The sequence below is a fragment of the Streptomyces sp. NPDC001678 genome (assembly GCF_042892945.1).
GTDB lineage: Bacteria > Actinomycetota > Actinomycetes > Streptomycetales > Streptomycetaceae > Streptomyces.
The window spans coordinates 343,589-367,456 of record NZ_JBIAUP010000006.1; the positions used below are offsets into that span (position 1 = coordinate 343,589).

Genomic DNA, 23,868 nt, shown 5'->3' on the forward strand with positions numbered 1-23,868 from the left:
GTGGTCGTTCCGGGCCTAATGGAGATAGGCCCAGCCGGTCATCCCTTGCCGATCATGAGCAAGATCAGCGTTGTGACGGTGACAAGCAGTTCCACCCACGGTGTAACTGCTTTCACCCACCGCTTCCCCTGCTCCCAGTCGATCGACGGCTTCGGCTTCCCATGACGGGCCATGCGAGGCACCTTTCCTTCGCAGGAAGGGGCACGCCGACGGCGAGGCCCCATAAAGGGACCCCGGACACGGCACTTTTCGGCCCGCGTCCGAGACCCCTGGCTGGGGCCCCGAACGCGGCGAGCTGACCTTCGGAAAGGCCCGCATTGAGCCATTACGGCTCGGCTCGTCACAACAGGGACTTTAGCGCCGTCATCCTCAACTGTTCGCCCATTAGCAGGGTTTGGGCGGGGCGCACGCGGGCTCGTCCCCAGAGCCCGGAACGTTGCGCGCGCCCACCTCGCGCAACCGTCGGTCCATCGCCAGCGAGAACTCCGCGTCCACCACCGTCCGTGCCAGTGGACGCAGGTGCGTCAACTCGCCCTCGTCCGCCACCCCGTGCTCCCGCGCCAGGCGGGTGAACATCCCCGCCAGCGCGTCCGCGTGGGCGCGGACCTCGCGGGCCGCCGTGAGGACGGCGGAGAGGGGGATGCCCGCGCGGACGAGATCCGTGGCGGCGTCCAGGAGGCGGCTGCTGATGTGGACGATCTGCTCGCCGTCCACGGCGAGATAGCCGATGTCGAGGGCGGCGGCGAGGTTCTCCGGGGTGACGTCACCCGCGAAGTGGTCGGCCAGTTCCTCCGGGGTCAGCCGGACCGATGTCTCCATCGAATCCGACTCCGGCCAAGGCGTGCCCAGGAGTTCGGCCACATCCCGGCCGCCCTCGAAGGCGGCGATCAGCTCCGCGATGCCGCCGAGCGTGTGGCCCCGGTCCAGCAGCGCGGCGACCGTGCGCAGCCGGGCCAGGTGGGGCTCGCCGTACCAGGCGATACGGCCCTCGCGGCGCGGCGCCGGGAGGAGTCCTCGTTCGCGGTAGAAGCGCAGGGTGCGCACCGTGATGCCGGCCTCCGCGGCCAGTTCCGCCGTCCGGTACTCGCGCTTGCCGTCGTTCGCCACGCGGGAAGCGTACGCGCGACCGCCGGTAACTTCCCTTCCCCCGGCCCCTATCGCCGCGGCCCGTCCCTGCCCTACGCTCGCTCCGATCGTGCCAGTGAGCGCTGGCGCGGTCGGGCGGGTGCTTCTGTGGGACAGGGACCGGACCGGGAGGCGGCGGCATGGCCGAGCACGAACAGCGCGTACGTCACGTGCGCGTGGCGGTGATCGGGTCGGGGTTCGGCGGGCTGGGCGCGGCCGTGCGGCTGCGGCGCGAGGGCGTCACCGACTTCGTCGTCCTGGAGCGCGCGGACTCCGTCGGCGGCACCTGGCGGGACAACACCTATCCCGGCTGCGCCTGCGACGTCCCCTCGCATCTCTACTCCTTCTCCTTCGCTCCCAACCCCGACTGGCCGCGCAGCTTCTCGGGCCAGCCGCACATCCGGGCCTATCTGGAGCGGATCACGGACACCTTCGGGCTCCGCCCCCATCTGCGGTTCGGCTCCGAGGTGCTGGCGATGCGCTGGGACGCCGAGCGGCTGCTCTGGGAGATCAGCACCTCCAAGGACGACTGGACGGCCGATGTCGTGGTCTCCGCGACCGGGCCGCTCTCCGACCCCCGGATCCCGGACGTCCCCGGGCTGGCGGACTTCCCCGGGCGCGTCTTCCACTCCGCCCGCTGGGACCACGACGCCGACCTGCGGGGCAAGCGCGTCGCCATGGTCGGCACCGGCGCTTCGGCCGCGCAGATCGTGCCCGCGATCCAGCCCGAGGCGGCCCGGCTCACCCTCTTCCAGCGCACTCCGCCCTGGGTGTTGCCGCGCTTCGACCGCCGGATCACCGCCGCCGAGCGCCGGCTGCACTCGAAGGTCCCGGCCACGGGCATGCTGCGGCGCGGCACGCTGTGGGGCGTACGGGAGATGCAGGTCGGCCTGTTCACCAAGTGGCCCGAACGGCTCGGGCTCATGGAGCGCGTCACGGCCGCCCATCTGCGCAGAGCCGTCAAGGACCCCGTCCTGCGCGCCAAGCTGACGCCCGACTACCGCATCGGCTGCAAACGCATCCTGCTGTCCGACGACTACTACCCCGCGCTCGCCCGCCCCAACGTCGACGTCGTCGCCTCCGGCCTCGCCGAGGTGCGCGGGTCCACGCTCGTGGCCGCCGACGGCACGGAGACGGAGGCCGACGTCATCGTCTTCGGCACCGGCTTCCACACCACCGACATGCCGATCGCCGACCGCGTCACCGGCGCCAACGGCACCACGCTCGCGGAGGAGTGGCGGAAGGACGGCATGGCGGCCCTGCGCGGCGCCAGCGCCGCCGGGTTCCCCAACTTCCTCTTCGTCATAGGCCCCAACACCGGCCTGGGCAACAACTCGATGATCCTCATCATCGAGGCCCAGCTGAACTACCTGGCCGACTTCCTGCGCCAGCTCGACACCATCGGCGGCCGGGCCGCCCTGGACGCCCGCCCCTCCGCCGTCCGCGCCTGGAACCGCGGCATCCAGCGCCGTATGGAGCGTACGGTCTGGAACACCGGCTGCCGCAGCTGGTACCTCGACGCCCAGGGGCGCAACACCACGGTCTGGCCGGGCAGCACGGCGGAGTTCCGCAAGGTCACCCGGCGGGTGGACCTCGCCGAGTACCAGCTGCTGAGGGTGGCCAGGAGAAGTGCGGTCACTGCTGCCGGAGCCGCGCGATGAGGCCCCGGACGAGCCTCGTCGGGCAGGTCGCCGTCGTCACCGGCGCCGCGCGCGGCGTGGGGGAGGCACTGGCCCGCGCGCTGTCGGCGCGCGGCGCGGACGTGGCGCTGGTCGGGCTGGAGCCGGACGCGCTGCGCCGGGTCGCCCGGTCGCTGCCCGGCGACGCCGCCCACTGGCACGCCGACGTCACCGACCACGAGGCGATGGCGGGCGTGGCGGCGGAGGTCAAGGCGCGCTTCGGCAAGGTGGACGTCGTCGTCGCCAACGCCGGTGTCGCCGCCGGCGGCCCGCTGGCCGGCTCCGACCTCGCCGACTGGCGGCGGGTGATCGAGGTCAATCTCATCGGCAGCGCCGTCACCGGCCATGCCTTCCTGCCCGTCCTCGCCGAGAGCCGTGGCTATCTGCTCCAGATCGCCTCCCTCGCCGCGATCACCCCGGCGCCCATGATGAGCGCGTACTGCGCGTCCAAGGCGGGTGTCGAGGCCTATGCGCACAGCCTGCGCGCCGAGGTCGCCCACAGGGGCGTACGCGTCGGCGTGGCCTATCTGAGCTGGACCGACACCGACATGGTGCGCGGGGCCGACGAGTCCGACGTGATGCGGGAGTTGCGGCAGCGGCTGCCGTGGCCGGCCAATCGCACCTATCCGCTGGGCCCGGCCGTGGAGCGGCTGGCGGCGGGTGTCGAGCGGCGGTCCGCGCACGTCTACGGGCAGGGCTGGCTGCGTGCGCTGCAGCCGTTGCGCGGCGCGCTCCCGGCACTGGTCGCCCTGGGCGGCCCGCGCGAGATGCGGCGGGTCGAACCCCGGCTGGCCGGGCAGCGGTTCGGGCTGGTGGGCGCGGGCGGGGAGGCCGACGCGAAGGCGCGCACGGAGCGTCACTGATCGACATGCGGGGGGTGCGGGGGCGTGTGAGGCTGGTCGCGGCCCACTTCCCCGATCACCCCCTAGGAGTGAGTACGCATGGGCATCAAGGACGAGATGCAGAACAAGGCCCAGCAGGCCAGAGAGAAGGCCCAGCAGGCCAAGCAGCAGGCCAAGCAGAAGGGCCAGCAGACGCAGGACAAGGTCAAGGGCCAGCAGCAGCAACAGCAGGAGCGGCAGCAGCAGAGCCAGCAGGGCCGTCAGCAGTCCCTGGACGACATCCAGGACGAGTTCGACGACCGCCAGTAGCCCGCGTACGCATGAGTGAGGGGCGCGCCCAGTAGCAGGGCGCGCCCCTCACTCATGCCCGGTCAGTCCGTGCGCGGCGGCAGCTTCGGCCGGCGCAGGTCCGGTACGCCCGAGTAGTCGGGCGGGTTCGTCGCGCCGTGCTGTTCCAGCAGGTCCAGCGCCACCCGTACCGCGTCGTCCAGTTGCTTGTGGCGGCCCTCGGCCCAGTCCAGCGGGGTGCGGTCGACCTCGATGTCGGGTTCGACGCCGTGGTTCTCCACGCCCCAGCCGTAGGCGTCGAACCAGGCGGCGTTCATCGGCACGGTGATGGACGTGCCGTCGCCGAGCCGGTGGCGGCCGGTCATGCCGACGACGCCGCCCCAGGTGCGCAGGCCGACGACCGGGCCGATGCCCTGGAGCTTGAACGCGGCGGTGATCATGTCTCCGTCGGAGGAGGTCATCTCGTCGGCGATGGCGACGACGGGACCGCGCGGGGCGTTGGAGGCGTACGAGACGGGCTGGGCGCCGCGGGTGAGGTCCCAGCCGATGATGGTGCGGGTGAGCTTCTCCACCACCAGCTCGCTGATGTTGCCGCCCGCGTTGCCGCGCACGTCCACGATCAGGGCGGGCCGGGACATCTCCATCCGCACGTCGCGGTTGAACTGGGCCCAGCCGGAGCCGCCCATGTCGGGGATGTGGAGGTAGCCGCACTTGCCGCCGCTGAGCTCGTGGACGACCGCGCGGCGCTTGGTCACCCAGTCCTGGTAGCGCAGCGGCCGTTCGTCGACGAGCGGGACGATAGCGACCCGGCGCGGGTGCCCGTCCGGTTCGGGCGGGCGGAAGGTGAGCTCGACGGTCGTCCCGCCCGCCGCCGCGAGCAGCGGGTACGGGCCGGCGACCGGGTCGACGGGGCGGCCGTCGACATGGGTGAGCGCCCAGCCCTCGCGGATGCCCGAACCGGCCAGCGGGGAGCGGGCCTTGGAGTCGGAGGAGTCGCCGGGCAGGACGCGGCGCACGGTCCAGGAGCCGTCCTTCTGGTGGGTGAGGTTGGTGCCGAGGAGGCCGATGGCGCGCTGGTACTGGGGCGGGCCCTCGTTGCGGCGGGCGGGGACGACGTAGGCGTGGGAGGTGCCCAGCTCGCCGAGGACCTCGCGGAGCAGATCGGCGAACTCGTCCGGGGAGGCGACGCGTTCGACCAGCGGCCGGTACTGCTCCAGCACCGCGTCCCAGTCGATGCCGCACATGCCCGGTTCCCAGAAGTAGGCGCGGATGATCCGGCCCGCCTCGGCGTAGGCCTGCCGCCACTCGGCGGCGGGGTCGGCCTCGTGGAGGATGCGCCGCATGTCGATGAAGACGGTCGAGTCGGGGTCGGGGGTGTCGGCGGCGGGGACGACGCGCAGGTCGCCGTCGTCGTTGACGACGAGCCGGGTGCCGTCGCCGCTGACCGCGTACCAGTCGATGGAGGAGGTGAGTTCGGTGCGCTTGGCCTTGACCAGGTCGAAGTGTTCCAGCGTGGGCTTGCCGGAGACGTCGGTGGGGCTGGCGAAGGTCTCGCCGAGGGCGCCGGAGATGGGCCAGCGCAGCCACACCAGGCCGCCGCCGGTCACCGGGTGGAGCGAGGAGTACTTCGAGGCGGCCACCGGGAACGGCGTCACCCGGTTCTCCAGCCCCTCCACCTCCACCACCAGCGCGCCCTCGTGGTCCCCGGTGTCGTCCAGGTCGAGCCCGCCGCCCGCCGGCCGGCCCTCCGCGGACAGCGCGAACGGCGAGGGCGTGGCGGAGGACAGCGGGACGAGGTAGGGGCGGCAGCCCAGGGGGAAGGAGAGGTCGCCGGTGTGGACGTCGTACACCGGGTCGAAGCCGCGCCAGGAGAGGAAGGCGAGGTAGCGGCCGTCGCGGGTGAAGACGGGCTGTTCGTCCTCGAAGCGGCCGTTGGTGACGTCGACGATCAGCCGGTCGGAGAGCCGGGCGATCTTGATCTGCCGCAGGGAGCGCCCGACGCCCGGGTGGGACCAGGTCAGCCAGCCGGAGTCGGGGGAGAAGGCGAGGTCGCGCACGGGCCCGTTGGTGGACCGGATCAGCTCCGTGACCTCGCCGGTCCCCTCGCCCGCCGTCTTGGCCGTCCCCTCGGCCGTCCCCTCCTCTGCCCCCTCGCCCGTCCTCTCGGCCGTGGCGTCCACGAGCAGCAGTCGCCCGTCGTGCGAGGCGACGGCCAGCCGGGCGCCGTCGGGCGAGGACAGCAGCTCGTGCACCCGGCCCAGCAGGCCGGCGGCCAGCCGGCGCGGTTCGGAGGGCCCGGAGGCGCGCGGCAGCTGGGCGATCTCGATGGCGTCCTCGCCCTCGGCGTCCGTCACATAGGCGATACGGCCGGTGGAGCCCAGCATCTCCGGTAGCCGCACCCGTACGCCCGGGGTGTCGGCGATGGCGCGGGCCGGGCCGTCGCGGTGGGTGAGCCAGTACAGGCTGCCGCGCACCCCGACCGCGCTGGCCCGGCCGGTGGTGTCCACGGCCAGCGCGCCGACGTTCTGGGCGGCGTGCACCTGGTACGTGCGCCGTCCCGCGCGCGGCCCGCCGAGGCGCAGGTCCAGCCGGCGCGGGGCGGCTCCCGGGGAGAAGTCCTCCACCAGCCACACCTCGCCCGCGCACTGATAGACGACGCGGGAGCCGTCGGTGGCGGCGTGGCGGGCGTAGAAGTCGGCGTGGTCGGTGTGTCTGCGCAGATCCGAACCGTCGGGCCGGCAGGAGTAGAGGTTTCCGATGCCTTCGTGGTCGGAGAGAAAGGCGATCCGGCCGTCGACGAACATCACCGAGTCCAGATGGCCCCGGACGTCCTCCACCAGCCGGGTGCCGTGCAGCCACAGCCGGCCCGTCGCCCCGCCCCGGTAACGCTTCCAGGACGCGGGCTCGTGCGGGGGCTTGCCGGCCAGCAGCAGGGTGCGGTGCTCGCCGTCGACCTCGCCCATCGCGATGTCGGACACCGGCCCCCAGGGCAGCCGCAGCCCGGGGCCGCCGTCGGTGGGCAGCCGGTAGGCCCAGGAGAAGTACGAGAACGGCTGGCCGTGCGAGGAGACGGCGAGGATGTCGTGGCCGCCGTTGCGGTCGGAGGGCGCCCAGCCGCAGACCCGGGTGTCGGTGCTGCCCCAGTAGCTCAGCCGGCGGGCGGGCCCGCCCTCGATGTCCACGAGATGGATCTCGGGATCCAGACTGCGCCAGTTGGTGAAGGCGATATGGCGCCCGTCGGGGGAGAAGCGGGGGTGCCCGGCCCGGGTGCGGTCCACGGTCAGCCGCCAGGCCCGCCCGGCGGCGGCCCCCGGCGGCCCCAGCGGGGCCAGCCAGAGGTCGTCCTCCGCCACGAAGCAGAGCAGCTCGCCGTGCAGATGGGGAAAGCGGATGTAGGCATCGCTCACCCGTCAATCGTTTCGGCCCGGGGATCCCCCGGCAACTCGGTTCGTGACGGAGAACACCATCGAAACGATGTCGTTTCGATGACGGCCGGGCTTACGCTCGTACGGTACGAAACCGTTTCGTACGGCGACGGGGGAAAGGAACGATGCGGTATGCCGACGGAACCACCCAAGCCGGCGGTCCGCCGCACCAGGCTGACCCCCGAACGCGAGGCCGAGCTCTACGAGGCGGTGCTCGCGATCCTGCGCGAGGTCGGCTACGACGCCCTGACGATGGACGCCGTCGCCGCCCGGACGCACTCCAGCAAGGCGACCCTCTACCGCCAGTGGAAGGGCAAGCCGGAGCTGGTCGCCAAGGCCCTGCGGCACAACAAGCCGGGCAGTCTGGAGGGCATCGACACCGGTTCGGTGCGCGGTGACCTCCACGCCATGGTGTGCCAGGCCGACACCGAGCAGATGGAGAAGGACACCGCCCTGCTCCGCGGGCTCGGGCACGCCGTGCACACCAACCCGGAACTCCACCGGGCGCTGCGCGAGGTGCTCGTCGAGCCCGAGATGGGATGGATGGACGAGATGCTCCGGCGCGCGGTCGAGCGCGGTGAACTGGCGGCGGACAACCCCGCCATCCCGTTCGTCGCGCACATGATGATCGGCGGCTTTCTGGCCCGTCCGCTCATCGAGGACCGGGCCCCGGACGCCGAGTTCCTCACCCACTACGTCGACGCCGTGATCATCCCCGCTCTAGGCGTGTGACCACCCCCCACTTACACCCCCACTGAGGCCCCACCTGACGTACCGCTCCCGTCGGGCTGGTTCCCACATCCAGTTCCCTGCACCACCGATCCGACGGGAGCACCACACTCGTGGCCACGTTCCTCTACAGACTCGGAAGGCTGTCCTTCCGACGGCGCTGGTACTTCGCCCTCATCTGGGTGCTGCTGCTGGTGCTGGCCGGGGCGGGCGCCGCCACGGCGTCCAAGTCCACCAACAACGACTTCTCCATACCCGGCACGGAGGCCCAGCAGGCCTTCGACCTCCTGGAGAAACGATTCCCCGGTAATACCGAGCAGAACGCCTCCGCCCGCGTCGTCTTCAAGGCGCCGGCGGGCCAGAAGCTCACCGACCCCAAGAACAAGGCGGCCGTCGAGAAGGTCGTCGCCGAGATCAAGCGCGGCCCGCAGGTGGCCATGGCGGTCGACCCGTTCCTGGGCAAGGCCGTCAACAAGGACCAGAACATCGGGTACGCCTCCGCCGCGTACAAGGTCAAGTCCATGGACCTGACCGAGGACACCCGCACCGAGCTCAAGGACGCCGCCCAGCACGGCCGCGACGCCGGGCTGACCGTCGAGGTCGGCGGCAGCGTCCTCCAGCAGATGCCCGAGGGCGGCTCCGAGATCATCGGTATCGCCGTCTCCGCGCTCGTCCTGGTGATCACCTTCGGCTCGCTGGTCGCGGCCGGGCTGCCGCTGCTGACCGCCCTCATCGGCGTGGGCATCGGCGTCTCCTCGATCGCCGCCCTGGCGCCCGTGCTCGACCTCTCCGCCAACACCTCGACGCTCGCCATGATGATCGGCCTCGCGGTCGGCATCGACTACGCCCTCTTCATCGTCTCCCGCTACCGCGCGGAGCTCGCCGAGGGCCGTGAGCGCGAGGAGGCCGCGGGCCGCGCCGTCGGCACCGCCGGTTCCGCGGTGGTCTTCGCCGGCCTGACCGTCGTCATCGCGCTGGCCGGCCTCGCGGTCGTCAACATCCCGATGCTGACGAAGATGGGCATGGCGGCCGCCGGCACGGTCACCATCGCCGTGCTCATCGCCCTGTCGCTGATCCCCGCGCTGCTGGGCTTCGCGGGCAAGCAGGTGCTGCCCCGCAAGATCCGCAAGGGCGGCCCCGCCGCGGCCGCCGGCGACAAGCCGAACATGGGCACCCGCTGGGCCCGCGTCGTGCTGCGCCGCCCGGTGCTGGTGCTCGCGGCCGGTGTGATCGGCCTGGGCGCGATCGCCGTGCCCGCCGCCTCCCTGGAGCTCGGTCTGCCCGACGACGGCGCCGCCTCCAAGAGCACCACCCAGCGCAAGGCCTACGACCTGCTGAGCGAGGGCTTCGGCCCGGGCTTCAACGGTCCGCTGCTGAACGTCGTGGACCTGAAGGACGCCAAGGACCCCAAGGCCGCGGCGCAGAAGACCCACGACACCATGGCGAAGCTCGACGACGTCGCCATGGTGACCCCCGCGCAGTTCAACAAGGCCGGGGACACGGCCACCCTGCTGGTCATCCCCAAGTCCAAGCCCACCAGCAAGCAGACCGAGGGCCTGGTCCACACGATCCGCGGCGAGCGGGACGCGCTGGCCACCGACACCGGCGCGAAGATCCTGGTCACCGGCGGGACGGCGATGAACATCGACGTCTCGCAGAAGCTCAACGACGCCCTGCTGCCGTACCTGGCGCTCGTCGTCGGCCTGGCCTTCCTGCTGCTGATCGTCGTCTTCCGGTCCGTCCTGGTGCCGCTGAAGGCCGCGCTGGGCTTCCTGCTGTCGGTGGTCGCCGCGCTCGGCGCCGTCGTCGCGGTCTTCCAGTGGGGCTGGCTGGGTTCCCTCTTCGGGGTCGAGGAGACCGGCCCGATCATGAGCATGATGCCGATCTTCATGGTGGGCGTCGTCTTCGGTCTGGCCATGGACTACGAGGTCTTCCTCGTGACCCGGATGCGCGAGGCATATGTCCACGGCGAGCGCCCGGGCGAGGCCATCGTGACCGGCTTCCGCCACGGCGCGCGGGTCGTCACGGCGGCGGCCATCATCATGATCAGCGTCTTCGCGGGCTTCATCGGCTCGTCCGAGCAGATGATCAAGATGATCGGCTTCGGCCTGGCGATCGCGGTCTTCTTCGACGCGTTCGTGGTGCGGATGGCGATCGTGCCGGCGGTCCTCGCGCTGCTGGGCAAGACGGCCTGGTGGCTGCCGGGGTGGCTGGACAAGGCGCTGCCGAATGTGGACGTGGAGGGTGAGGGGCTCCAGAAGACCCTCGCGACTCCTTCCGGCGAGGCCGGTTCGCCCGACCCGGACGGGGAGCGGGAGCCGGTCCGCGTCTGACGCGGCATTCCCGGTGCTTCGCGGCCCGGTGGTACGGTCCCGCTTCGGCGGGTCCGGCACCGCCGGGCCGCTTGTTTTCGGGCCGGGCGCCGTCGCGGCGGAGAAGAGGCCCCGGTCCCGCCCCTTCCCGTTTCCCGGGGGCGGAGCTGCCCGGTGGGCGGCTACGTGGCGTACGCCATGAATTCGGGCGGAATGGGAACCGCCACCCGCCGCGGTGGCGTTTTTCTAAGTCCACGCAGGTGGGCGCGGTCGGGGGACGCGTGTGAAGGAAAGGGCTTCGCGTTGAACCTGATCGATGTGCTGCTGTTGCTGCTCGTCCTCTGCTACGCCGTCTCCGGCTACCGCAGGGGCCTGGTGGCGAGCGTCGTGCTGCTCGCCGGGTTCCTCGGCGGTGCCGTGCTGGGCGTCTGGGCGCTGCCCTACGCCCTGGAGCCCTTCGAGCCCGGTACGTCCCTGGCGGCCGTCGCCGCCGTCCTGGTCGTGCTGATCCCGGCCGTGATCGGCCACGCCGTCGCCGGCCGGTTCGCCTGGCGGCTGCGGTCCCGGCTGACGTGGGCGCCCGTGCGCGGCCTCGACGGCATAGCCGGCGCGGCCGCCGCCTCACTGGCCGTGCTGCTGGTCGGCTGGGTGGCCGCGAGCGTGCTCGTCTCGGCGAACTCCGCCTCCCTCACCCGGGAGATCAAGGAGTCGAAGCTGCTGGGCGCGGTGCACAAGGTGATGCCCGAGCAGGCGCCCACCTGGTTCAGCCGGACGACCGACGCGCTGGCGGGGGCCGGGTTCCCCCAGGTGTTCAACCCCTTCGAGAGCGAGCCCGCCACCAGCGTCCCCAAGCCCACCGGGGACATGGTGACCGCCGACGCGGCCCGGGCGGCCCGGCGGAGCGTGGTGAAGGTCGAGGGCGTGGCGAACGTCGGCGGCGACGGGCGGCGCGGCCAGGAGGGCAGCGGATTCGTCTTCTCCCACGAGCACGTGATGACCAACGCCCATGTGGTGGCCGGCGTCAGCGACCCGACCGTCAAGGTCGGCGGCGTCGGACGGGCGTACAACGCGAAGGTCGTCCTCTTCGACCCGGACACGGACGTGGCCGTCCTGGACGTCCCCGGCCTGGACGCGCCCGTGCTGCCCTTCGACAAGAGCGCCAAGCGCGGCGACACGGCCGTCGTCGCGGGCTTCCCCGAGAACGGCGGACTCGACCTGCGCGCGGCGATCGTCGCCAACGAGGTCCGGGCCAAGGGCCAGGACATCTACGGCGACGGCATCACCACGCGCGAGGTCTTCTCCGTCCGCTCCACGATCCGCCCCGGCAACTCGGGCGGACCGCTGCTGACTCCTTCGGGGAAGGTGTACGGGGTGGTCTTCGCCCGCTCCACGACGGACGCGGAGACGGGCTATGTGCTGACCGCCGACCAGGTCGCCGACGCCGCGCGACGGGCGGCGCAGGCGACCACACCGGTCAGCACCGGCAGCCGGGCCGCCCTTTAAGCGGCCGGGCAGCGCCCCGAAGGGGCGCGGGACAGTGTCGATATGCGGCTACCGCCGCGTGGGCGCGACCAGCCACGACGCACCGGTAGATGACGCACAGGACTTCCGGCGGAGCGCTTAGCGGTCGTCCCGACTGTCCCGGTCGTGGCGGTCGTTCCGGTCGGGGCGGTCCTGCCGGTCGTGGTCCTTCTGGCGGTCGGGCCGGTCCTGATGGTCCTGGCGGTCCTGCCCGCCGTGGTCCTTCTGGCGGTCGGGCCGGTCGGGACGGTCGGGCCGGTCCTGGTGGTCCTGCCGGTCAGGGCGGTCCCCCTGCGGCTGCCGGTCTCCCTGCGGCTGGCGGTCCGGGTGGTCCGGGCGGTTCGGACGGTTCGGGCGGCCGGGGCCGTCCGTGGGGGCCCGGTCGGGGCAGCCGTCCAGGACCTGCCGCAGCTTGTCCTTCTCGGCCCGGGTGACGCTCAGCCCGTAGTAGTCCTTCACCCCGATCCACGCCTGGCTGTAGAGGCACTGCCCGATCGGGTCCTGCGGCAGCCACTGGTCCGGGGACTTGTCGCCCTTGCGGCGGTTGCCCCACGTGGACACCACGATCAGCTCCGGGGACGCCGTCAGGTCGTTGGCGAATTCGAGGCGCTTCTCCGGTGACCACTCGCGCGCCCCCGATCCCCAGGCGTTGCGCAGCGACACGACGTGGTCGACGTCGACGTGCACCGGGTCGGACAGCGTCCTGTTGTCGTACTCGCTGTGCCACTGGCCGTCGACGACCCGGCACTTGCCCTGGAGCGTGGCCGGCACGACGGAGTAGAGCTTCAGGGCGACCTCGCGGGTCGTGCACTGGTCCAGGCCGTGCCGAACCCAGCAGGTCGCGCCGAAGTAGCGGCGGTCGTAGCCCTCGCCCCGCAGGGGCCTGACGTCCAGGTCGGCCAGCATGCGCGTGGCCTCGTCGCGGCCGGGCAGGTTCCGGGGCCACCTCGTGGGCACGCGCTTGGACACGCGCCTGGGCAGGGCACGGCCGTGGCGTGCGGGCGCGGCCCCGGCCGAGGAGCCGTGCGACGCGCGCTCCGGGGGCCTGGCCGGGTTGGAGGGGTTGGGCCTCGCGGGCTTGCCGCCGGGAGGGTCGGACTCGGGGCCGGGCTTGGGGGGCCGCGAGTAGATGTCCCCCTCGTCCGGTGCCGGGCCTTCGCAGGCGGTCTCGTCGTAGTCGCCGGGCAGCCCGGCGGCCCGGGGCCGCGCGTGATCCGTGCCGGACGGTGGCACGGCCCGGGCGGTGGTGCCCGGAGCCGCTGCCAGGAGCAGGGCGGCGGCGGTGACGGTGGACGCGAGGAACGGCCGCCGGTACCGGCGTACGGATATGTCCTGCGAACGCATGGGACCTCCTTCGGTGGCTCCGCGGGCCAGGGCAGAGCAGAGATGGCCGTCATGACGAGTGAGCCGTGGAACGGGACATATGCCTTGAGGAGGGGCGAATCACTCGACTGGCCCCGGAGGTGATCCGGTCCGTGCCGGACGGTGGGGCGCGGGCCCCGGCCAGGGGCGCGCAGTCGCGCCGCACACGCTCTTGCCACTCGTTCGCAGGACGCCCCTATCATCGAGCGGTTCACGGCTTGACGAATCGGCCGGATATTTCGGACGGAGAGACGGAGAACCGTCATGCACGTACCCGACGGGTTCATCAACGCCCCGGTGTCCCTGGCCACCGGGGCCGTCGCGGCGTCCGCCGTCGCGGTCTGCCTGCGCGGCGCGCGACGGGAGCTGGACGAGCGGGCCGCGCCGCTCGCGGGGCTGGTGGCGGCGTTCATCTTCGCCGTGCAGATGCTGAACTTCCCCGTCGCGGCGGGCACCAGCGGCCATCTGCTGGGCGGAGCGCTCGCGGCGATACTCGTCGGCCCCTACACCGGGGTCCTCTGTATATCCGTGGTGCTCTTGATGCAGGGCGTGCTGTTCGCCGACGGCGGGCTCACGGCCCTGGGCGTCAACATCACCGACATGGCGGTGGTCACGACGGTCGTCGCCTACGCCCTCTTCCGGCTGCTGGCGAAGGCGCTGCCGCGCCGCCGCTCGTCCGTGACCGCCGCCGCCTTCGTGGCCGCGCTGGTGTCCGTCCCGGCGGCGGCCGGCGCCTTCACCCTGATGTACGCGCTGGGCGGTACGACCGACGTGCCCATCGGCAAGGTCGCGACGGCCATGATCGGGGTGCACGTCCTCATCGGCGTCGGCGAGGCCGTCATCACCGCGCTGACCGTGGGCGCGGTCGTGGCCGTCCGTCCCGACCTCGTATACGGCGCGCGGGGGCTGGCCAAGCCGCTGGAGATCCGCAAGGCGGACGGGACCGTGGTCCCCGTCGAGGTGTCGAAGGCCGCCCCGCGCCCCGTACGCAAGATCGCCGGCGTCGGCCTCGTGCTCGCCCTGGCGCTCGCCGGCTTCGTCAGCTTCTACGCCTCCACCAGCCCGGACGGCCTGGAGAAGGTCGCCCACGACAAGGGCATCGACGCCAGGGCCAAGGAGCACGCGGCCAAGGACTCCCCGCTCGCGGACTACCAGGTCAAGGACGTCTCGGACGCCCGGCTCTCCGGCGGACTGGCCGGTGTGATCGGCGTCGGGGCCACGCTGGCGGTGGGCACGGGCGTCTTCGTGGTCGTACGCCGCCGCAGGAGCCGGACGCAATCCGCGGCTCCCGTCTCCGAGACCGTCTGACATGGGCGCCGGACACGCCCACAAGCTCTACCGGCACGCGCACTCGCCCGTCCACGACCTGCCGCCGCACTGCAAGCTCGCGGCCGTCTTCTGCTTCGTCCTCGTCGTCGTCGCCACGCCCCGCGAGGCGGTGTGGGCCTTCGGGCTGTACGCGCTGCTGCTCGCGGCCGTCGCGGGCGCGGCCCGGGTGCCGTACGGCTTTCTGCTGCGGCGGCTGCTGATCGAGGTGCCGTTCGTGGCGTTCGCGCTGCTGATGCCGTTCGTCGTCCCCGGCGAGCGGGTGGACGTCCTGGGGCTGTCGCTCAGCGGGCCCGGGCTGTGGGGCGCCTGGAACATCCTGGCCAAGGGCACCCTGGGCGTCGCCGCCTCGGTGCTGCTCGCCGCGACGACCGAGCTGCGGGCGCTGCTGCTGGGCCTGGAGCGGCTGCGGATGCCACCGCTGCTCGTCCAGATCGCGTCCTTCATGATCCGCTACGGCGATGTGGTCACGGACGAGATGCGGCGGATGCGCATCGCCCGGGAGTCGCGCGGCTTCACCGCGCGCGGGGTGCGCCACTGGGGGGTGCTGGCCAAGTCCGCGGGGGCGCTGTTCATCCGCTCCTACGAGCGTGGTGAGCGCGTCCACCTGGCGATGGTCAGCCGGGGGTACACGGGCGTGATGCCCGTGATCGACGACGTGACCGCGACCCGTGCGCAGTGGACGCACGCGGCCGCGCTGCCGCTGGCCGCGCTGGCGGTCTGCCTGACGGGATGGACCCTGACATGACCCTTTCCCTCGAGGTCTCCGGGCTGGCCTTCGCCTACCCCGACGGCCACCAGGCCCTCTTCGGCGTCGACCTGACCGTCCGGCGCGGGGAGCGGGTGGCCCTGCTCGGCCCCAACGGCGCCGGGAAGACCACCCTCGTCCTCCACCTCAACGGCATCCTCGGCGGTGGCGGTGACAGCGGCGTGGGCTCGGTCCGGGTCGCCGGGCTGCCGGTGACCAAGCCGAACCTGGCCGAGGTGCGGCGCCGGGTCGGCATCGTCTTCCAGGACCCGGACGACCAGCTGTTCATGCCGACCGTCCGCGAGGACGTGGCCTTCGGCCCGGCCGCCGCCGGGCTGCGCGGGGCGGCGCTGGAGGAACGCGTCCACGCCGCCCTGGACCGGGTCGGCATGGCGGACTTCGCCGACCGCCCCCCGCACCACCTGTCCTTCGGGCAGCGGCGCCGGGTGGCGGTGGCCACGGTCCTCGCCATGGAGCCGGAGATCCTCGTCCTGGACGAGCCCTCCTCCAACCTCGACCCGGCCTCCCGGCGTGAGCTCGCCGACATCCTGCGCTCCCTGGATGTGACGGTGCTCATGGTCACCCACGACCTGCCGTACGCGCTGGAGCTGTGCGAGCGCTCGGTGATCCTCAGCGGCGGGGTCATCGCCGCCGACGGGCCCACCGGGGAGCTGCTGTGCGACGAGGACACCATGCGGGCCCACCGCCTGGAGCTGCCGTTCGGCTTCGACCCGCGCACGGCGGTCGTACGGGGGTGACCTCGGGGAGGTGACCCGGCGGGAGGTGACCCCCGTCCCCGACCACTTCCGGACACGTTGCACCATGGTGGATGGTTTTGTAGCGATCGGCACAGTGGGAGCGGAAGACAGTGGTGGACGTCCAGGGCACGGTGACGGATGGCTTCGAGCCGGTCCGGGACGCCTTCGTGGAGAACTTCGCCCGGCGCGGTGAGCGCGGCGCGGCCGTGACGGTCTACCGGGACGGGCGGAAGGTCGCCGACCTCTGGGCCGGCGCGAAGGACGCGGACGGCAGCGGCGAGGAGCCGTGGACCCGGGGCACCGCCCAGATCGTCCGCTCCGCCACCAAGGGCGTCGCCGCCGCCGTCCTCCTCCTGCTGCACCAGCGCGGCCAGGTGGACCTGGACGCGCCCGTGGGCACGTACTGGCCCGAGTTCAAGGCGGCCGGCAAGGAGCGAGTCCTCGTCCGGCACCTGCTCGCGCACCGGGCCGGGCTGCCCGTGCTGGACACCCCGCTCACGCCCGCCGAGGCCATCGACGGCGTCAGCGGCCCGCGCGCCCTCGCCGCGCAGGCCCCCGCCTGGGAGCCCGGCACGGACCACGGCTACCACGCCCAGACGTACAGCTGGCTGCTCGGCGAGCTGGTGCCGCGCGTGACCGGGCGGTCCCTGGGCCGGTGGGTGGCCGAGGAGATATCCGGGCCGCTGGGCCTGGACCTGTGGATAGGCCTGCCGGACGCGGAGCGGCACCGCGTCGGCCGGATCGCCGACATCGAGGCCCCCGCCGCGCCCGCGGCCGCCGGGCTGCGCGTCCGCCCCAAGGCGTCCGTCGCCGACGCCTACCGCGATCCGGACTCGCTGACCCGCCGCGCCTTCGGCGCGATCAGCCCCGCCGCCGACGAGAACGACCCGGCCTACCGCGCCGCCGAGCTGCCCGCCTCCGCCGGCATCGCCACGGCCGACGCGCTGGCCCGCTTCTACGCCTCGCTGATCGGCCCGGTCGACGGCGGCCGCCGGCTCTTCGCCCCGGCGACGCTGACCCTGGCGCGCACGGAGGAGTCGGCGGGCCCGGACCGCGTCCTCGTCGTCAACACCCGCTTCGGCCTGGGCTATATGCTCCACGGCCCGGCCTCCCCGCTGCTGGCCCCCGGCTCCTTCGGCCACCCGGGCCGCGGCGGCTCCCTGGCCTTCGCCGACCCCGAGTCGGGCGTCGCCTTCGGGTACGTCACGAACGGCATGCAGAAGAACGTCACGGCGGACCCGCGCGCCCAGGCGCTCGTCCGGGCGGTCGCCCGGTCGCTGGCGGGGTAGCGCGCCGACGGGGGCCGGCGGGGTAGAGACGGCCGTCGGCGGGGTAGAGCTGGCCGCATGACCCGAAGGTTCGAGGGCTACGCGGTACTGATCACGGGCGCGGGCCGGGGCATCGGCGAGGCCACGGCCCGCCGCTTCGCCTCGGAGGGCGCGCGCGTGCTCGTCACCGACCTGGACGGCGAGCGCGCGGCGAAGGCCGCGGCGGGACTGCGGGCGGACGGGCTCGCCGCCGACTCGCTCGCCTGCGACGTCGGCGACGCGGCGGCGGTCGAGGCAGCGCTGGCCTTTGTGGCGGAGCGCTACGGACGCCTGGACGTGCTGGTCAACAACGCCTACTCGTTCCACCCGGACCCACCGCTGGTCGAGGACTTCCCGGACGAGGCGTGGTCCCGCGACCTCGACATCACCCTCACCGGCGCCTTCCGGTGCGTCCGGGCCGCGATGCCGCTGCTGGCCGCCGCGGGCGGCCGCGCCTCGGTCGTCAGCGTCGGCTCGGTCAACGGCGAGCAGGACTTCGGCAACCACGCCTACAGTGCGGCCAAGGCGGGCCTGGCCGGCCTGACCCGGACGCTGGCCGGCCACTGCGCGGCCCGGGGCGTACGGGTCAACCTCGTGGCGCCCGGCACGATCCGCACCCCCGGCTGGGCGGGCCGGGAGGACTCGCTGGCCCGGGCGGCCGAGCACTACCCGCTGGGGCGGGTCGGGAGTCCGGAGGACATCGCGGCGGCGGTGGCCTTCCTGGCCTCGCCGGACGCGTCGTGGATCACGGGGGTGACGCTGCCGGTGGACGGCGGCATCCTGATCGGGAACCTGGGCCTGCGCGGGGCGCTGCGGCGCGACCCGGCCCGCGACTCAGCCCCTGGCCCGGCCCGCGAATCAGCCGAGGGACGCCCTGACCAGCGCCACGATGTCGTCGTCGGAGAGCCCGAGCGCGCGTGACTCGGCGACGAGCTCCCGCGCCCGCGCGGTGAGCCGGGCCCGCCCGGGGGCCGGGCCGCCCGTCACCACGGCCCCGCGCCCCCGGCGCAGTTCGATGAGCCCCTCGTCGCGCAGCTGCTGGTAGCCGCGCAGCACGGTGTGCATGTTGACGCCGAGGGACGCGGCGACCTCCCGCGCGGACGGCAGCCGCTCACCGGGGCGTACGGAGCCGTCGGCGATGGCGCCCCGCAGCCCGCCGGCGATCTGCTCGCCGAGGGGGACGGGGGAGGAGGGGTCGACCCGGAACAACATGTCAGCCCCGCACTCCTTTGGAACGCTCTCTGTCGGCCAGGGTGTTGAGCAGCGCGGCGGCGGTGGCCGCGTCGTCGACGGTGACGACGAACTCGCTGCCGGTGGTGAGCCGGGCGCTGATCGCGTCGCCCGAGCGCAGCACGATACCGCTGATGCCGGGGTGGGCCCGGTAGCCCCAGCCGCCGAGGTCGCGCAGGGCGTCGACGGACCGGTGGCCGGCCTCCTCGATCCGCTCCAGCGGAACGTTCAGGCGCGGCCAGGGCAGCGCGGCGGGCGTGACGGTGATGCCACGCCGGTCGACGCCGACACGCACCCGGCAGAGGACGACCAGCGGCACCCCGACGGCGAGGCAGATCAGCCCACCCGGCCAGCCCGCGACGCCCCCGACGAACAGCGCGGTGGCCAGCATCATCGCCCCGACGCCGAGCTGCGCCCGCCCCCCGACGACGCGGGTCCAGCTCTCGCTCTCGCTCTCGCCCAGGGGCAGCCGCGCGGCTCCGGCGGACGCCCGCTCGGTGGCCGGGGCGGGGACCTCGTCCCGCCCGGCGAGCACCCACCCCAGTACGCCGTAGACGGCCGCGGCGGCGAAGCCCAGAGCCGCCTGCCAGCCGGGGAGCGAGACCGTGGCGGCGTCACCGTCCGCGCCCACCTCGGCGTTGGCGCGGAGTATCCCCACGACGATCCAGCCGAGCACCACGGCGACACCGCCCCCGGCCGCGGCGACCCCCCGCTGCTGCGGCCCGGGCGCCGACCGCGTCAGCCACGTCAGGAACGCGAACACCACGCCCAGGGCGAGGAGCACGCCGAGGGAGACGAAGAGGAACGCCCCCGGATCGTCGAACCCGTCGGCCTTGTTGCCGGAACCGATGTGCGTGGCCATGGGATGCGGAAGCCGGTCACGGAACGAGCGATAGGCGCCGGCGACTGCGGCGCAGGCGAGGGGGTAGGGGAGGACGGAGACGAGAACGCGACGTGCGGTGGACATGGCACCTCCAGTTGTTTGCATAGTAGTAGAACAAGTGGAGGTTTTTGAAGGTGGGCTGCCGGCCTTCCTCAGGCCGCTTCGGCAGCGGCGATCTCCCTTCAGGTGGCGGCGCGATCCAGATCCTCGATGGCCGAGACGATGAGCGCCCGGGCGCTGGGGCCGTAGACCGCCATGCGGGAAAGGCCCGCGAATGCCTTCACGTACAGGCCGACTTCGCTGGGCTGCTGGACGGTCGCCCGGGCCGACAGCAGCTCCACGGACACCAGCTCGTCGTCGTACACATGGAATGTTTCCATGGGCCAGACCCGTCGTGTGTCTGCCGTGAACGGGATGACCCCCAGGGAGACGGAGGGGAGGGAGCCGACGGAAAGCAAGTGGCCGAGCTGGCCCGCCATGGTTTCCGCATCACCTATCCGGTACCGGAGCACGGATTCCTCGACGAGCAGGGCGAACCGGCGATCGCCTTCGTGGAGAACTCGAGACCGTGCCAGTCGGGCCTCGACGGCGTCGTCCACATCATCGGGAATCTGGCGAAACCCTGTGATGGCCGAGAACAGCGCGGTCGCGTAGCCCTTGGTCTGCAGCAGGCCGGGGACCAGCGTCGACGCATAGACACGGAACAGCCGTGTCTCCTGAAACAGCGATACGTACGACTCCTGCAAGCGACGCAGCCCGGTCCGCTGCTTGCGCCGCCATTCCATCCACATGGAATGAGCTGTGCGAGAAGCGGCGATGATGTCCGCTGCCTGGTCCTCGGCGTCGCAGGCGGCGCACCATACGCGAATGTCCGCGTCCGACGGAGGGGTCCTGGCGTTCTCGATCCGGGAGGTCTTCGCGGGATGCCATTGCCCGCGAGCAGCCAGCTCACGCCCGGTGAGCCCCGCGTCCAACCTGAGCTCGCGAAGTCTGGACGCAACGGCTTCGCGGGCGGCCTGTGCGCTGGACGAAGGAGACTTGTTCATGAGCCGGCTGTCACGTATCGGGCCCTATACGTGGAAGTCTTCGTGCGGGACGGCACGGGCCCAGACGGCTTCGAATGCCGATGCGCAGATTTCCACCACGGCCTGTTCCTCGCGCATCTCGCCGCCGACTGACGCGCCATCCCCTGTGAAGTGGTTGAACCTCACCAGCCTGTCGTCGAAGACCCAGAAGTCATTGCCGGGCAAGCAGAGGTCCGACGCGCGCCGACGAGGCAGCCAACGAACCGATTCGCCGGCTGCGACATTGGTGAACGTGCCGCTGTGCTCGTACCTGATGTACTCGCTGACAGGCTCGGACACGATGCGGGCTCGGCGGATCACCACTCCGCGGCCGACGGTCTCGGCCACGAGGTCCAGCCAGGGGCGCCACCACGTCGTACGGTCCGCGGGGTCGTGCCGGTATCCGGCCTTCCAGGCCGCGAAGCCGGACTTCTCGTAGTCCACCGCGTACATATCCCGTGTCTCCAGGTGGACCGCGGAACGTTCGCAGCCGCGGAGCAGTTCCTCAAAGCCGGGCACGTTCTGCGGCATCACAGGCCTCCCTGATCATCTGCGCCATGCGGGCGGGCAACCGGACCACCGCCTCGGTCGGCGGGATGGGGCCGGTCTCCAGGCACCTGCCCAGGAGCTCCCCGTCAGCCTTCCACCCCTGGAAGACGAACTCCTTCTTGTCCTCGTCAAACCACACCGTGGGGCACTCGCCGTCGCCCGTGTTCGGGTCGATGCCGACGAATCGTAGGGCCATGCCTGCCTCCCATGCCGAGTGGGTTGCGGTAGCTTGCACAAGCTTTACGGTGCAGGTGAGGGGCGTCAAGTGGGCCAGTGCGGCGGGGAATTGGTCCGCAATTCCATGCAACTCCGCTGAGGATGTCGCTGCTCCGACCGTACGGTCCGTTGCATGCCAACAACGTGCATCAAGGGACCGGCCGCCAGCGGTTCCGAAGACGACACCGCGACCGCCATGTCGCGCTACGTCGCCGACGCCATCCGTCGCGCGATCGCGCACCCCGCCGCCCTGCCCCGGCACGAGGAGGTCCAGGAGACCACCGCGTGCCTGCGCGGGTTCCTGGAGAAGCTGCTGCCGGTCGCGGAGGCGTACGTCGGCCGGATGCCGCCGACGGCGCCGGGCGGGGAAGGGGCGCGGGCGGTGGTCGGTGAGGCGCGGCGGGTGCTCGGGGAGGGGCCCGGGGACGGGTTGCGCTCGGCCGTCATGCACATGCAGGATCTCGGCCGGGCCTGCCACGGGCTGAGGAGCGCGTTGCCGTGCGCCCAGTGCGCGTACATCAAGGCCGACCGGCGCGAGGCGGAGCGGCGGGGCGATCCCGGTGGGATGAGGGACGCCGCCACCCGCATGGGCGTCCACCAGCGCGCCGCGCACGCGCCCTGAGCGTCCGGCGAAGCCGCCCGCAGGGCACCGCGCGACGCGCCGACCCGCGCCCTCACAGGTCCGTTCCCTACGATGGCGCGGTGACCAGTGACACCGCGACGCACCCCCGGCAGGGCCGAACGACGGACGAGCAGCCACTCCCGTGGCAGCGCAGACTCCGCCGGTTCGGCTATCAGGGGGGTGTGGCGCGGCCGGATGTGCGGGAGCGGCTCGTGCCCGCGTTTCCCGAGCCCGGGACGCGGGTGTGGGAGGCGATGGGGGCCGGGCCGGGGGTGGCGCGGGTGCTCGCGCGGTCGACGGGGTGGGCAGGGCCGCTGGTCGTGGCGCTGTTCGCGGGGCTGATCCGGTTCTGGAATCTGGGCTCCCCGAACGCCGTCATATTCGACGAGACGTACTACGCCAAGGACGCCTGGGCCCTGCTGAAGCGCGGCTACGAGGTCGACTGGAACAGCGTCAAGGACGTCAACGACCAGATCATCGCCGGGCACGCCGCCGTCCCCGACGCCCCCGGGTACGTCGTCCACCCGCCCGTCGGCAAGTGGGTCATCGCCGTCGGCGAGTGGATGTTCGGGCTGAACCCCTTCGGCTGGCGGTTCATGGTCGCCGTGCTCGGCACGCTCTCGGTACTGATGCTGTGCCGCATCGGACGCCGGCTGTTCCGGTCGACGTTCCTGGGGTGCCTCGCCGGGGCGCTGCTCGCCGTCGACGGGCTGCACTTCGTCATGAGCCGCACGGCGCTGCTCGACACCGTGCTGATGTTCTTCGTCCTCGCCGCCTTCGGCTGTGTGCTCGTCGACCGCGACAAGGCGCGGGCCCGGCTCGCCGCCGCCCTGCCGGAGCGGGAGGACGGCACCGTCCTGCCCGACGCCGCGGTCGGCGACCGGCTGCGGCTGGGGTGGCGGCCCTGGCGGCTGGCCGCCGGGGTGTTCCTCGGGCTGGCCTTCGCCACCAAATGGAACGGAGCCGTCTACCTCGCCGCGTTCGGCCTGATGATCGTGCTGTGGGACGTCGGCTCCCGCCGGCTCGCCGGCGCCCGGCGGCCCTGGCGGTCCGCGCTGCTGCGCGACGCGCCCTGGGCGTTCGTCTCGACCGTGCCCGTCGCGATCGGCGTGTACATCGCCTCCTGGACCGGCTGGTTCACCCACAGCGGCACCTACAGCAAAACCGCCGGCTGGCAGCACAGCGGCTATGTCCGCCACTGGGCCGAGACCGAAGGCGGTGGCAGCCCGGACGGCTTCCTCGCCGGGGTCCTCAACCCGCTGCGCAGCCTGTGGCACTACGAACGGCAGGTGTGGGACTTCAACACCACCCTCACCTCGCCGCACACCTACCAGTCCAACCCCTGGAGCTGGCTGGTCCAGTCCCGCCCGGTCTCGTACTTCTACGAGTCCCCCAAGCCCGGCAACGCCGGCTGCCCCATCGACACCGCCGACAAGTGCGCCCGCGAGGTGCTCGCCCTGGGCACCCCGCTGCTGTGGTGGGCGGGCTGCTTCGCGGTCGTCTATCTGCTCTACCGGTGGGCGCTGCGCCGCGACTGGCGGGCCGGGGCGGTGCTGTGCGGCCTCATGGCCGGATACCTCCCCTGGTTCATGTGGCAGGAACGAACGATCTTCGTCTTCTACGCGGTCGTCTTCGTGCCGTTCCTCTGCCTGGCGGTGGCCATGATGATCGGGGCGATCCTCGGCCCGCCCGGATCCTCCGAACGGCGCCGCGCGCTGGGCGCCGTCGGCGCGGGCGTGCTCGTCCTGCTCATCGCCTGGAACTTCATCTACTTCTTCCCGATCTACACCGGCCAGCCGATCCCCATGGACGCCTGGCGCAACCGGATGTGGCTCGACACCTGGATTTGATCCTGGATCCGATTCTGGGCCGGTCCCCTTTC

General features: G+C 72.4%; 22 protein-coding genes. 13 read left to right on the forward strand and 9 right to left on the reverse strand.

Translation table 11 applies throughout. The features are described from left to right. Positions 1–38 precede the first annotated feature (38 nt). Together ACFYZR_RS15820 and ACFYZR_RS15825 are read right to left on the reverse strand one after the other, a co-directional pair. Positions 39–173 carry a hypothetical protein gene (locus tag ACFYZR_RS15820; RefSeq protein WP_391910402.1) on the reverse strand — a complete coding sequence of 45 codons (135 nt, stop codon included), beginning with the start codon at positions 171–173 and terminating at the stop codon, positions 39–41. 211 nt (positions 174–384) lie between these two features. Next, positions 385–1,107, reverse strand: a complete 723-nt coding sequence (locus ACFYZR_RS15825; RefSeq protein WP_391910404.1) for a MerR family transcriptional regulator — start codon at positions 1,105–1,107, stop codon at positions 385–387. Positions 1,108–1,265: 158 nt separating this feature from the next. Between ACFYZR_RS15825 and ACFYZR_RS15830 the strand changes: the two genes are divergently transcribed. The 3 genes from ACFYZR_RS15830 to ACFYZR_RS15840 all read left to right on the forward strand — a co-directional run bounded on the left by ACFYZR_RS15830 (position 1,266) and on the right by ACFYZR_RS15840 (position 3,955). Further along, a complete protein-coding gene (locus ACFYZR_RS15830; protein WP_391910406.1) occupies positions 1,266–2,786 on the forward strand; it encodes a flavin-containing monooxygenase in 1,521 nt (506 codons plus the stop codon). Continuing rightward, positions 2,783–3,667 (forward strand): SDR family oxidoreductase, encoded by an 885-nt coding sequence (locus tag ACFYZR_RS15835; RefSeq protein ID WP_391910408.1) that lies wholly within the window; start codon positions 2,783–2,785, stop codon positions 3,665–3,667. Before ACFYZR_RS15830 ends, ACFYZR_RS15835 begins: the two co-directional genes overlap by 4 nt. 78 nt (positions 3,668–3,745) lie before the next feature. Next, positions 3,746–3,955 carry a hypothetical protein gene (locus tag ACFYZR_RS15840; protein ID WP_391910410.1) on the forward strand — a complete coding sequence of 70 codons (210 nt, stop codon included), beginning with the start codon at positions 3,746–3,748 and terminating at the stop codon, positions 3,953–3,955. A 62-nt stretch (positions 3,956–4,017) separates the two neighbouring features. On the opposite strand, the gene ACFYZR_RS15845 is transcribed toward ACFYZR_RS15840, so the two are convergent. Next, a complete protein-coding gene (locus ACFYZR_RS15845) occupies positions 4,018–7,341 on the reverse strand; it encodes a S41 family peptidase (RefSeq protein WP_391910412.1) in 3,324 nt (1,107 codons plus the stop codon). A gap of 150 nt (positions 7,342–7,491) precedes the next feature. On the opposite strand from ACFYZR_RS15845, the gene ACFYZR_RS15850 reads away from it, so the two are divergent. The 3 genes from ACFYZR_RS15850 (at position 7,492) to ACFYZR_RS15860 (ending at position 11,903) form a co-directional block, all read left to right on the forward strand. Continuing rightward, positions 7,492–8,091, forward strand: a complete 600-nt coding sequence (locus tag ACFYZR_RS15850) for a TetR/AcrR family transcriptional regulator (protein WP_391910414.1) — start codon at positions 7,492–7,494, stop codon at positions 8,089–8,091. Positions 8,092–8,201: 110 nt separating this feature from the next. After that, positions 8,202–10,421 (forward strand): MMPL family transporter, encoded by a 2,220-nt coding sequence (locus ACFYZR_RS15855; protein ID WP_391910416.1) that lies wholly within the window; start codon positions 8,202–8,204, stop codon positions 10,419–10,421. 282 nt (positions 10,422–10,703) lie between these two features. Further along, on the forward strand, positions 10,704–11,903 hold the full coding sequence (locus ACFYZR_RS15860; protein ID WP_391910418.1) for a MarP family serine protease: 1,200 nt from the start codon (positions 10,704–10,706) through the stop codon (positions 11,901–11,903). A gap of 117 nt (positions 11,904–12,020) precedes the next feature. On the opposite strand, the gene ACFYZR_RS15865 is transcribed toward ACFYZR_RS15860, so the two are convergent. After that, positions 12,021–13,265: a DUF1524 domain-containing protein gene (locus ACFYZR_RS15865; protein ID WP_391910420.1), complete on the reverse strand. Its 1,245-nt coding sequence runs from the start codon at positions 13,263–13,265 to the stop codon at positions 12,021–12,023. A gap of 282 nt (positions 13,266–13,547) precedes the next feature. On the opposite strand from ACFYZR_RS15865, the gene ACFYZR_RS15870 reads away from it, so the two are divergent. From ACFYZR_RS15870 to ACFYZR_RS15890, 5 genes are all read left to right on the forward strand, one after another. After that, on the forward strand, positions 13,548–14,591 hold the full coding sequence (locus ACFYZR_RS15870) for an energy-coupling factor ABC transporter permease (protein ID WP_391910422.1): 1,044 nt from the start codon (positions 13,548–13,550) through the stop codon (positions 14,589–14,591). A 1-nt stretch (position 14,592) separates the two neighbouring features. After that, positions 14,593–15,357, forward strand: a complete 765-nt coding sequence (gene cbiQ, locus ACFYZR_RS15875) for a cobalt ECF transporter T component CbiQ (protein ID WP_391910424.1) — start codon at positions 14,593–14,595, stop codon at positions 15,355–15,357. Further along, entirely contained in the window at positions 15,354–16,115 is a 762-nt protein-coding gene (locus tag ACFYZR_RS15880; RefSeq protein ID WP_391910426.1) for an energy-coupling factor ABC transporter ATP-binding protein, read from the forward strand. The genes cbiQ and ACFYZR_RS15880 overlap by 4 nt, the downstream gene beginning before the upstream one ends. A gap of 110 nt (positions 16,116–16,225) precedes the next feature. Further along, complete coding sequence (locus ACFYZR_RS15885; RefSeq protein WP_391910428.1) at positions 16,226–17,404, forward strand: serine hydrolase domain-containing protein; 1,179 nt, start codon at positions 16,226–16,228, stop codon at positions 17,402–17,404. Positions 17,405–17,461: 57 nt separating this feature from the next. Next, positions 17,462–18,343, forward strand: coding sequence for an SDR family NAD(P)-dependent oxidoreductase (locus tag ACFYZR_RS15890; RefSeq protein WP_391910430.1), 882 nt, complete (start codon positions 17,462–17,464; stop codon positions 18,341–18,343). Here ACFYZR_RS15890 and ACFYZR_RS15895 read toward each other — a convergent pair. The 5 genes from ACFYZR_RS15895 to ACFYZR_RS15915 form a co-directional block, all read right to left on the reverse strand. Continuing rightward, positions 18,281–18,634 carry a GntR family transcriptional regulator gene (locus ACFYZR_RS15895; RefSeq protein WP_391910432.1) on the reverse strand — a complete coding sequence of 118 codons (354 nt, stop codon included), beginning with the start codon at positions 18,632–18,634 and terminating at the stop codon, positions 18,281–18,283. The two genes, ACFYZR_RS15890 and ACFYZR_RS15895, sit on opposite strands and share 63 nt — an antisense overlap. A 1-nt stretch (position 18,635) precedes the next feature. Then, positions 18,636–19,619 (reverse strand): hypothetical protein, encoded by a 984-nt coding sequence (locus ACFYZR_RS15900; protein WP_391910434.1) that lies wholly within the window; start codon positions 19,617–19,619, stop codon positions 18,636–18,638. 98 nt (positions 19,620–19,717) lie between these two features. Continuing rightward, positions 19,718–20,581, reverse strand: a complete 864-nt coding sequence (locus ACFYZR_RS15905; RefSeq protein WP_391910436.1) for a helix-turn-helix domain-containing protein — start codon at positions 20,579–20,581, stop codon at positions 19,718–19,720. Positions 20,582–20,605: 24 nt separating this feature from the next. After that, the gene (locus ACFYZR_RS15910; protein WP_391910438.1) at positions 20,606–21,130 is read right to left on the reverse strand and encodes a DUF6879 family protein; all 525 of its coding nucleotides are present in this window, start codon (positions 21,128–21,130) and stop codon (positions 20,606–20,608) included. Beyond that, on the reverse strand, positions 21,105–21,344 hold the full coding sequence (locus ACFYZR_RS15915) for a hypothetical protein (RefSeq protein ID WP_391910440.1): 240 nt from the start codon (positions 21,342–21,344) through the stop codon (positions 21,105–21,107). Before ACFYZR_RS15915 ends, ACFYZR_RS15910 begins: the two co-directional genes overlap by 26 nt. 153 nt (positions 21,345–21,497) lie before the next feature. Here ACFYZR_RS15915 and ACFYZR_RS15920 point away from each other — a divergent pair, with 153 nt between their 5' ends. Then, positions 21,498–21,986: a DUF6415 family natural product biosynthesis protein gene (locus ACFYZR_RS15920; RefSeq protein ID WP_391910442.1), complete on the forward strand. Its 489-nt coding sequence runs from the start codon at positions 21,498–21,500 to the stop codon at positions 21,984–21,986. Between the two features lie 80 nt (positions 21,987–22,066). Continuing rightward, positions 22,067–23,836 (forward strand): dolichyl-phosphate-mannose--protein mannosyltransferase, encoded by a 1,770-nt coding sequence (locus tag ACFYZR_RS15925; RefSeq protein ID WP_391910444.1) that lies wholly within the window; start codon positions 22,067–22,069, stop codon positions 23,834–23,836. Positions 23,837–23,868: the final 32 nt, after the last annotated feature.

What these genes read in the sequence shown, in the direction of transcription:
- ACFYZR_RS15915 (WP_391910440.1), bottom strand. Translation starts at nt 21,344, where the DNA reads ATGGCCCTACGATTCGTCGGCATCGACCCGAACACGGGCGACGGCGAG.
- ACFYZR_RS15905 (WP_391910436.1), bottom strand. Translation starts at nt 20,581, where the DNA reads ATGAACAAGTCTCCTTCGTCCAGCGCACAGGCCGCCCGCGAAGCCGTT.
- ACFYZR_RS15880 (WP_391910426.1), top strand. Translation starts at nt 15,354, where the DNA reads ATGACCCTTTCCCTCGAGGTCTCCGGGCTGGCCTTCGCCTACCCCGAC.
- cbiQ (WP_391910424.1), top strand. Translation starts at nt 14,593, where the DNA reads ATGGGCGCCGGACACGCCCACAAGCTCTACCGGCACGCGCACTCGCCC.
- ACFYZR_RS15850 (WP_391910414.1), top strand. Translation starts at nt 7,492, where the DNA reads ATGCCGACGGAACCACCCAAGCCGGCGGTCCGCCGCACCAGGCTGACC.
- ACFYZR_RS15870 (WP_391910422.1), top strand. Translation starts at nt 13,548, where the DNA reads ATGCACGTACCCGACGGGTTCATCAACGCCCCGGTGTCCCTGGCCACC.
- ACFYZR_RS15865 (WP_391910420.1), bottom strand. Translation starts at nt 13,265, where the DNA reads ATGCGTTCGCAGGACATATCCGTACGCCGGTACCGGCGGCCGTTCCTC.
- ACFYZR_RS15900 (WP_391910434.1), bottom strand. Translation starts at nt 19,619, where the DNA reads ATGTCCACCGCACGTCGCGTTCTCGTCTCCGTCCTCCCCTACCCCCTC.
- ACFYZR_RS15830 (WP_391910406.1), top strand. Translation starts at nt 1,266, where the DNA reads ATGGCCGAGCACGAACAGCGCGTACGTCACGTGCGCGTGGCGGTGATC.
- ACFYZR_RS15820 (WP_391910402.1), bottom strand. Translation starts at nt 173, where the DNA reads ATGGCCCGTCATGGGAAGCCGAAGCCGTCGATCGACTGGGAGCAGGGG.
- ACFYZR_RS15840 (WP_391910410.1), top strand. Translation starts at nt 3,746, where the DNA reads ATGGGCATCAAGGACGAGATGCAGAACAAGGCCCAGCAGGCCAGAGAG.
- ACFYZR_RS15910 (WP_391910438.1), bottom strand. Translation starts at nt 21,130, where the DNA reads ATGCCGCAGAACGTGCCCGGCTTTGAGGAACTGCTCCGCGGCTGCGAA.
- ACFYZR_RS15920 (WP_391910442.1), top strand. Translation starts at nt 21,498, where the DNA reads ATGCCAACAACGTGCATCAAGGGACCGGCCGCCAGCGGTTCCGAAGAC.
- ACFYZR_RS15890 (WP_391910430.1), top strand. Translation starts at nt 17,462, where the DNA reads ATGACCCGAAGGTTCGAGGGCTACGCGGTACTGATCACGGGCGCGGGC.
- ACFYZR_RS15835 (WP_391910408.1), top strand. Translation starts at nt 2,783, where the DNA reads ATGAGGCCCCGGACGAGCCTCGTCGGGCAGGTCGCCGTCGTCACCGGC.
- ACFYZR_RS15895 (WP_391910432.1), bottom strand. Translation starts at nt 18,634, where the DNA reads ATGTTGTTCCGGGTCGACCCCTCCTCCCCCGTCCCCCTCGGCGAGCAG.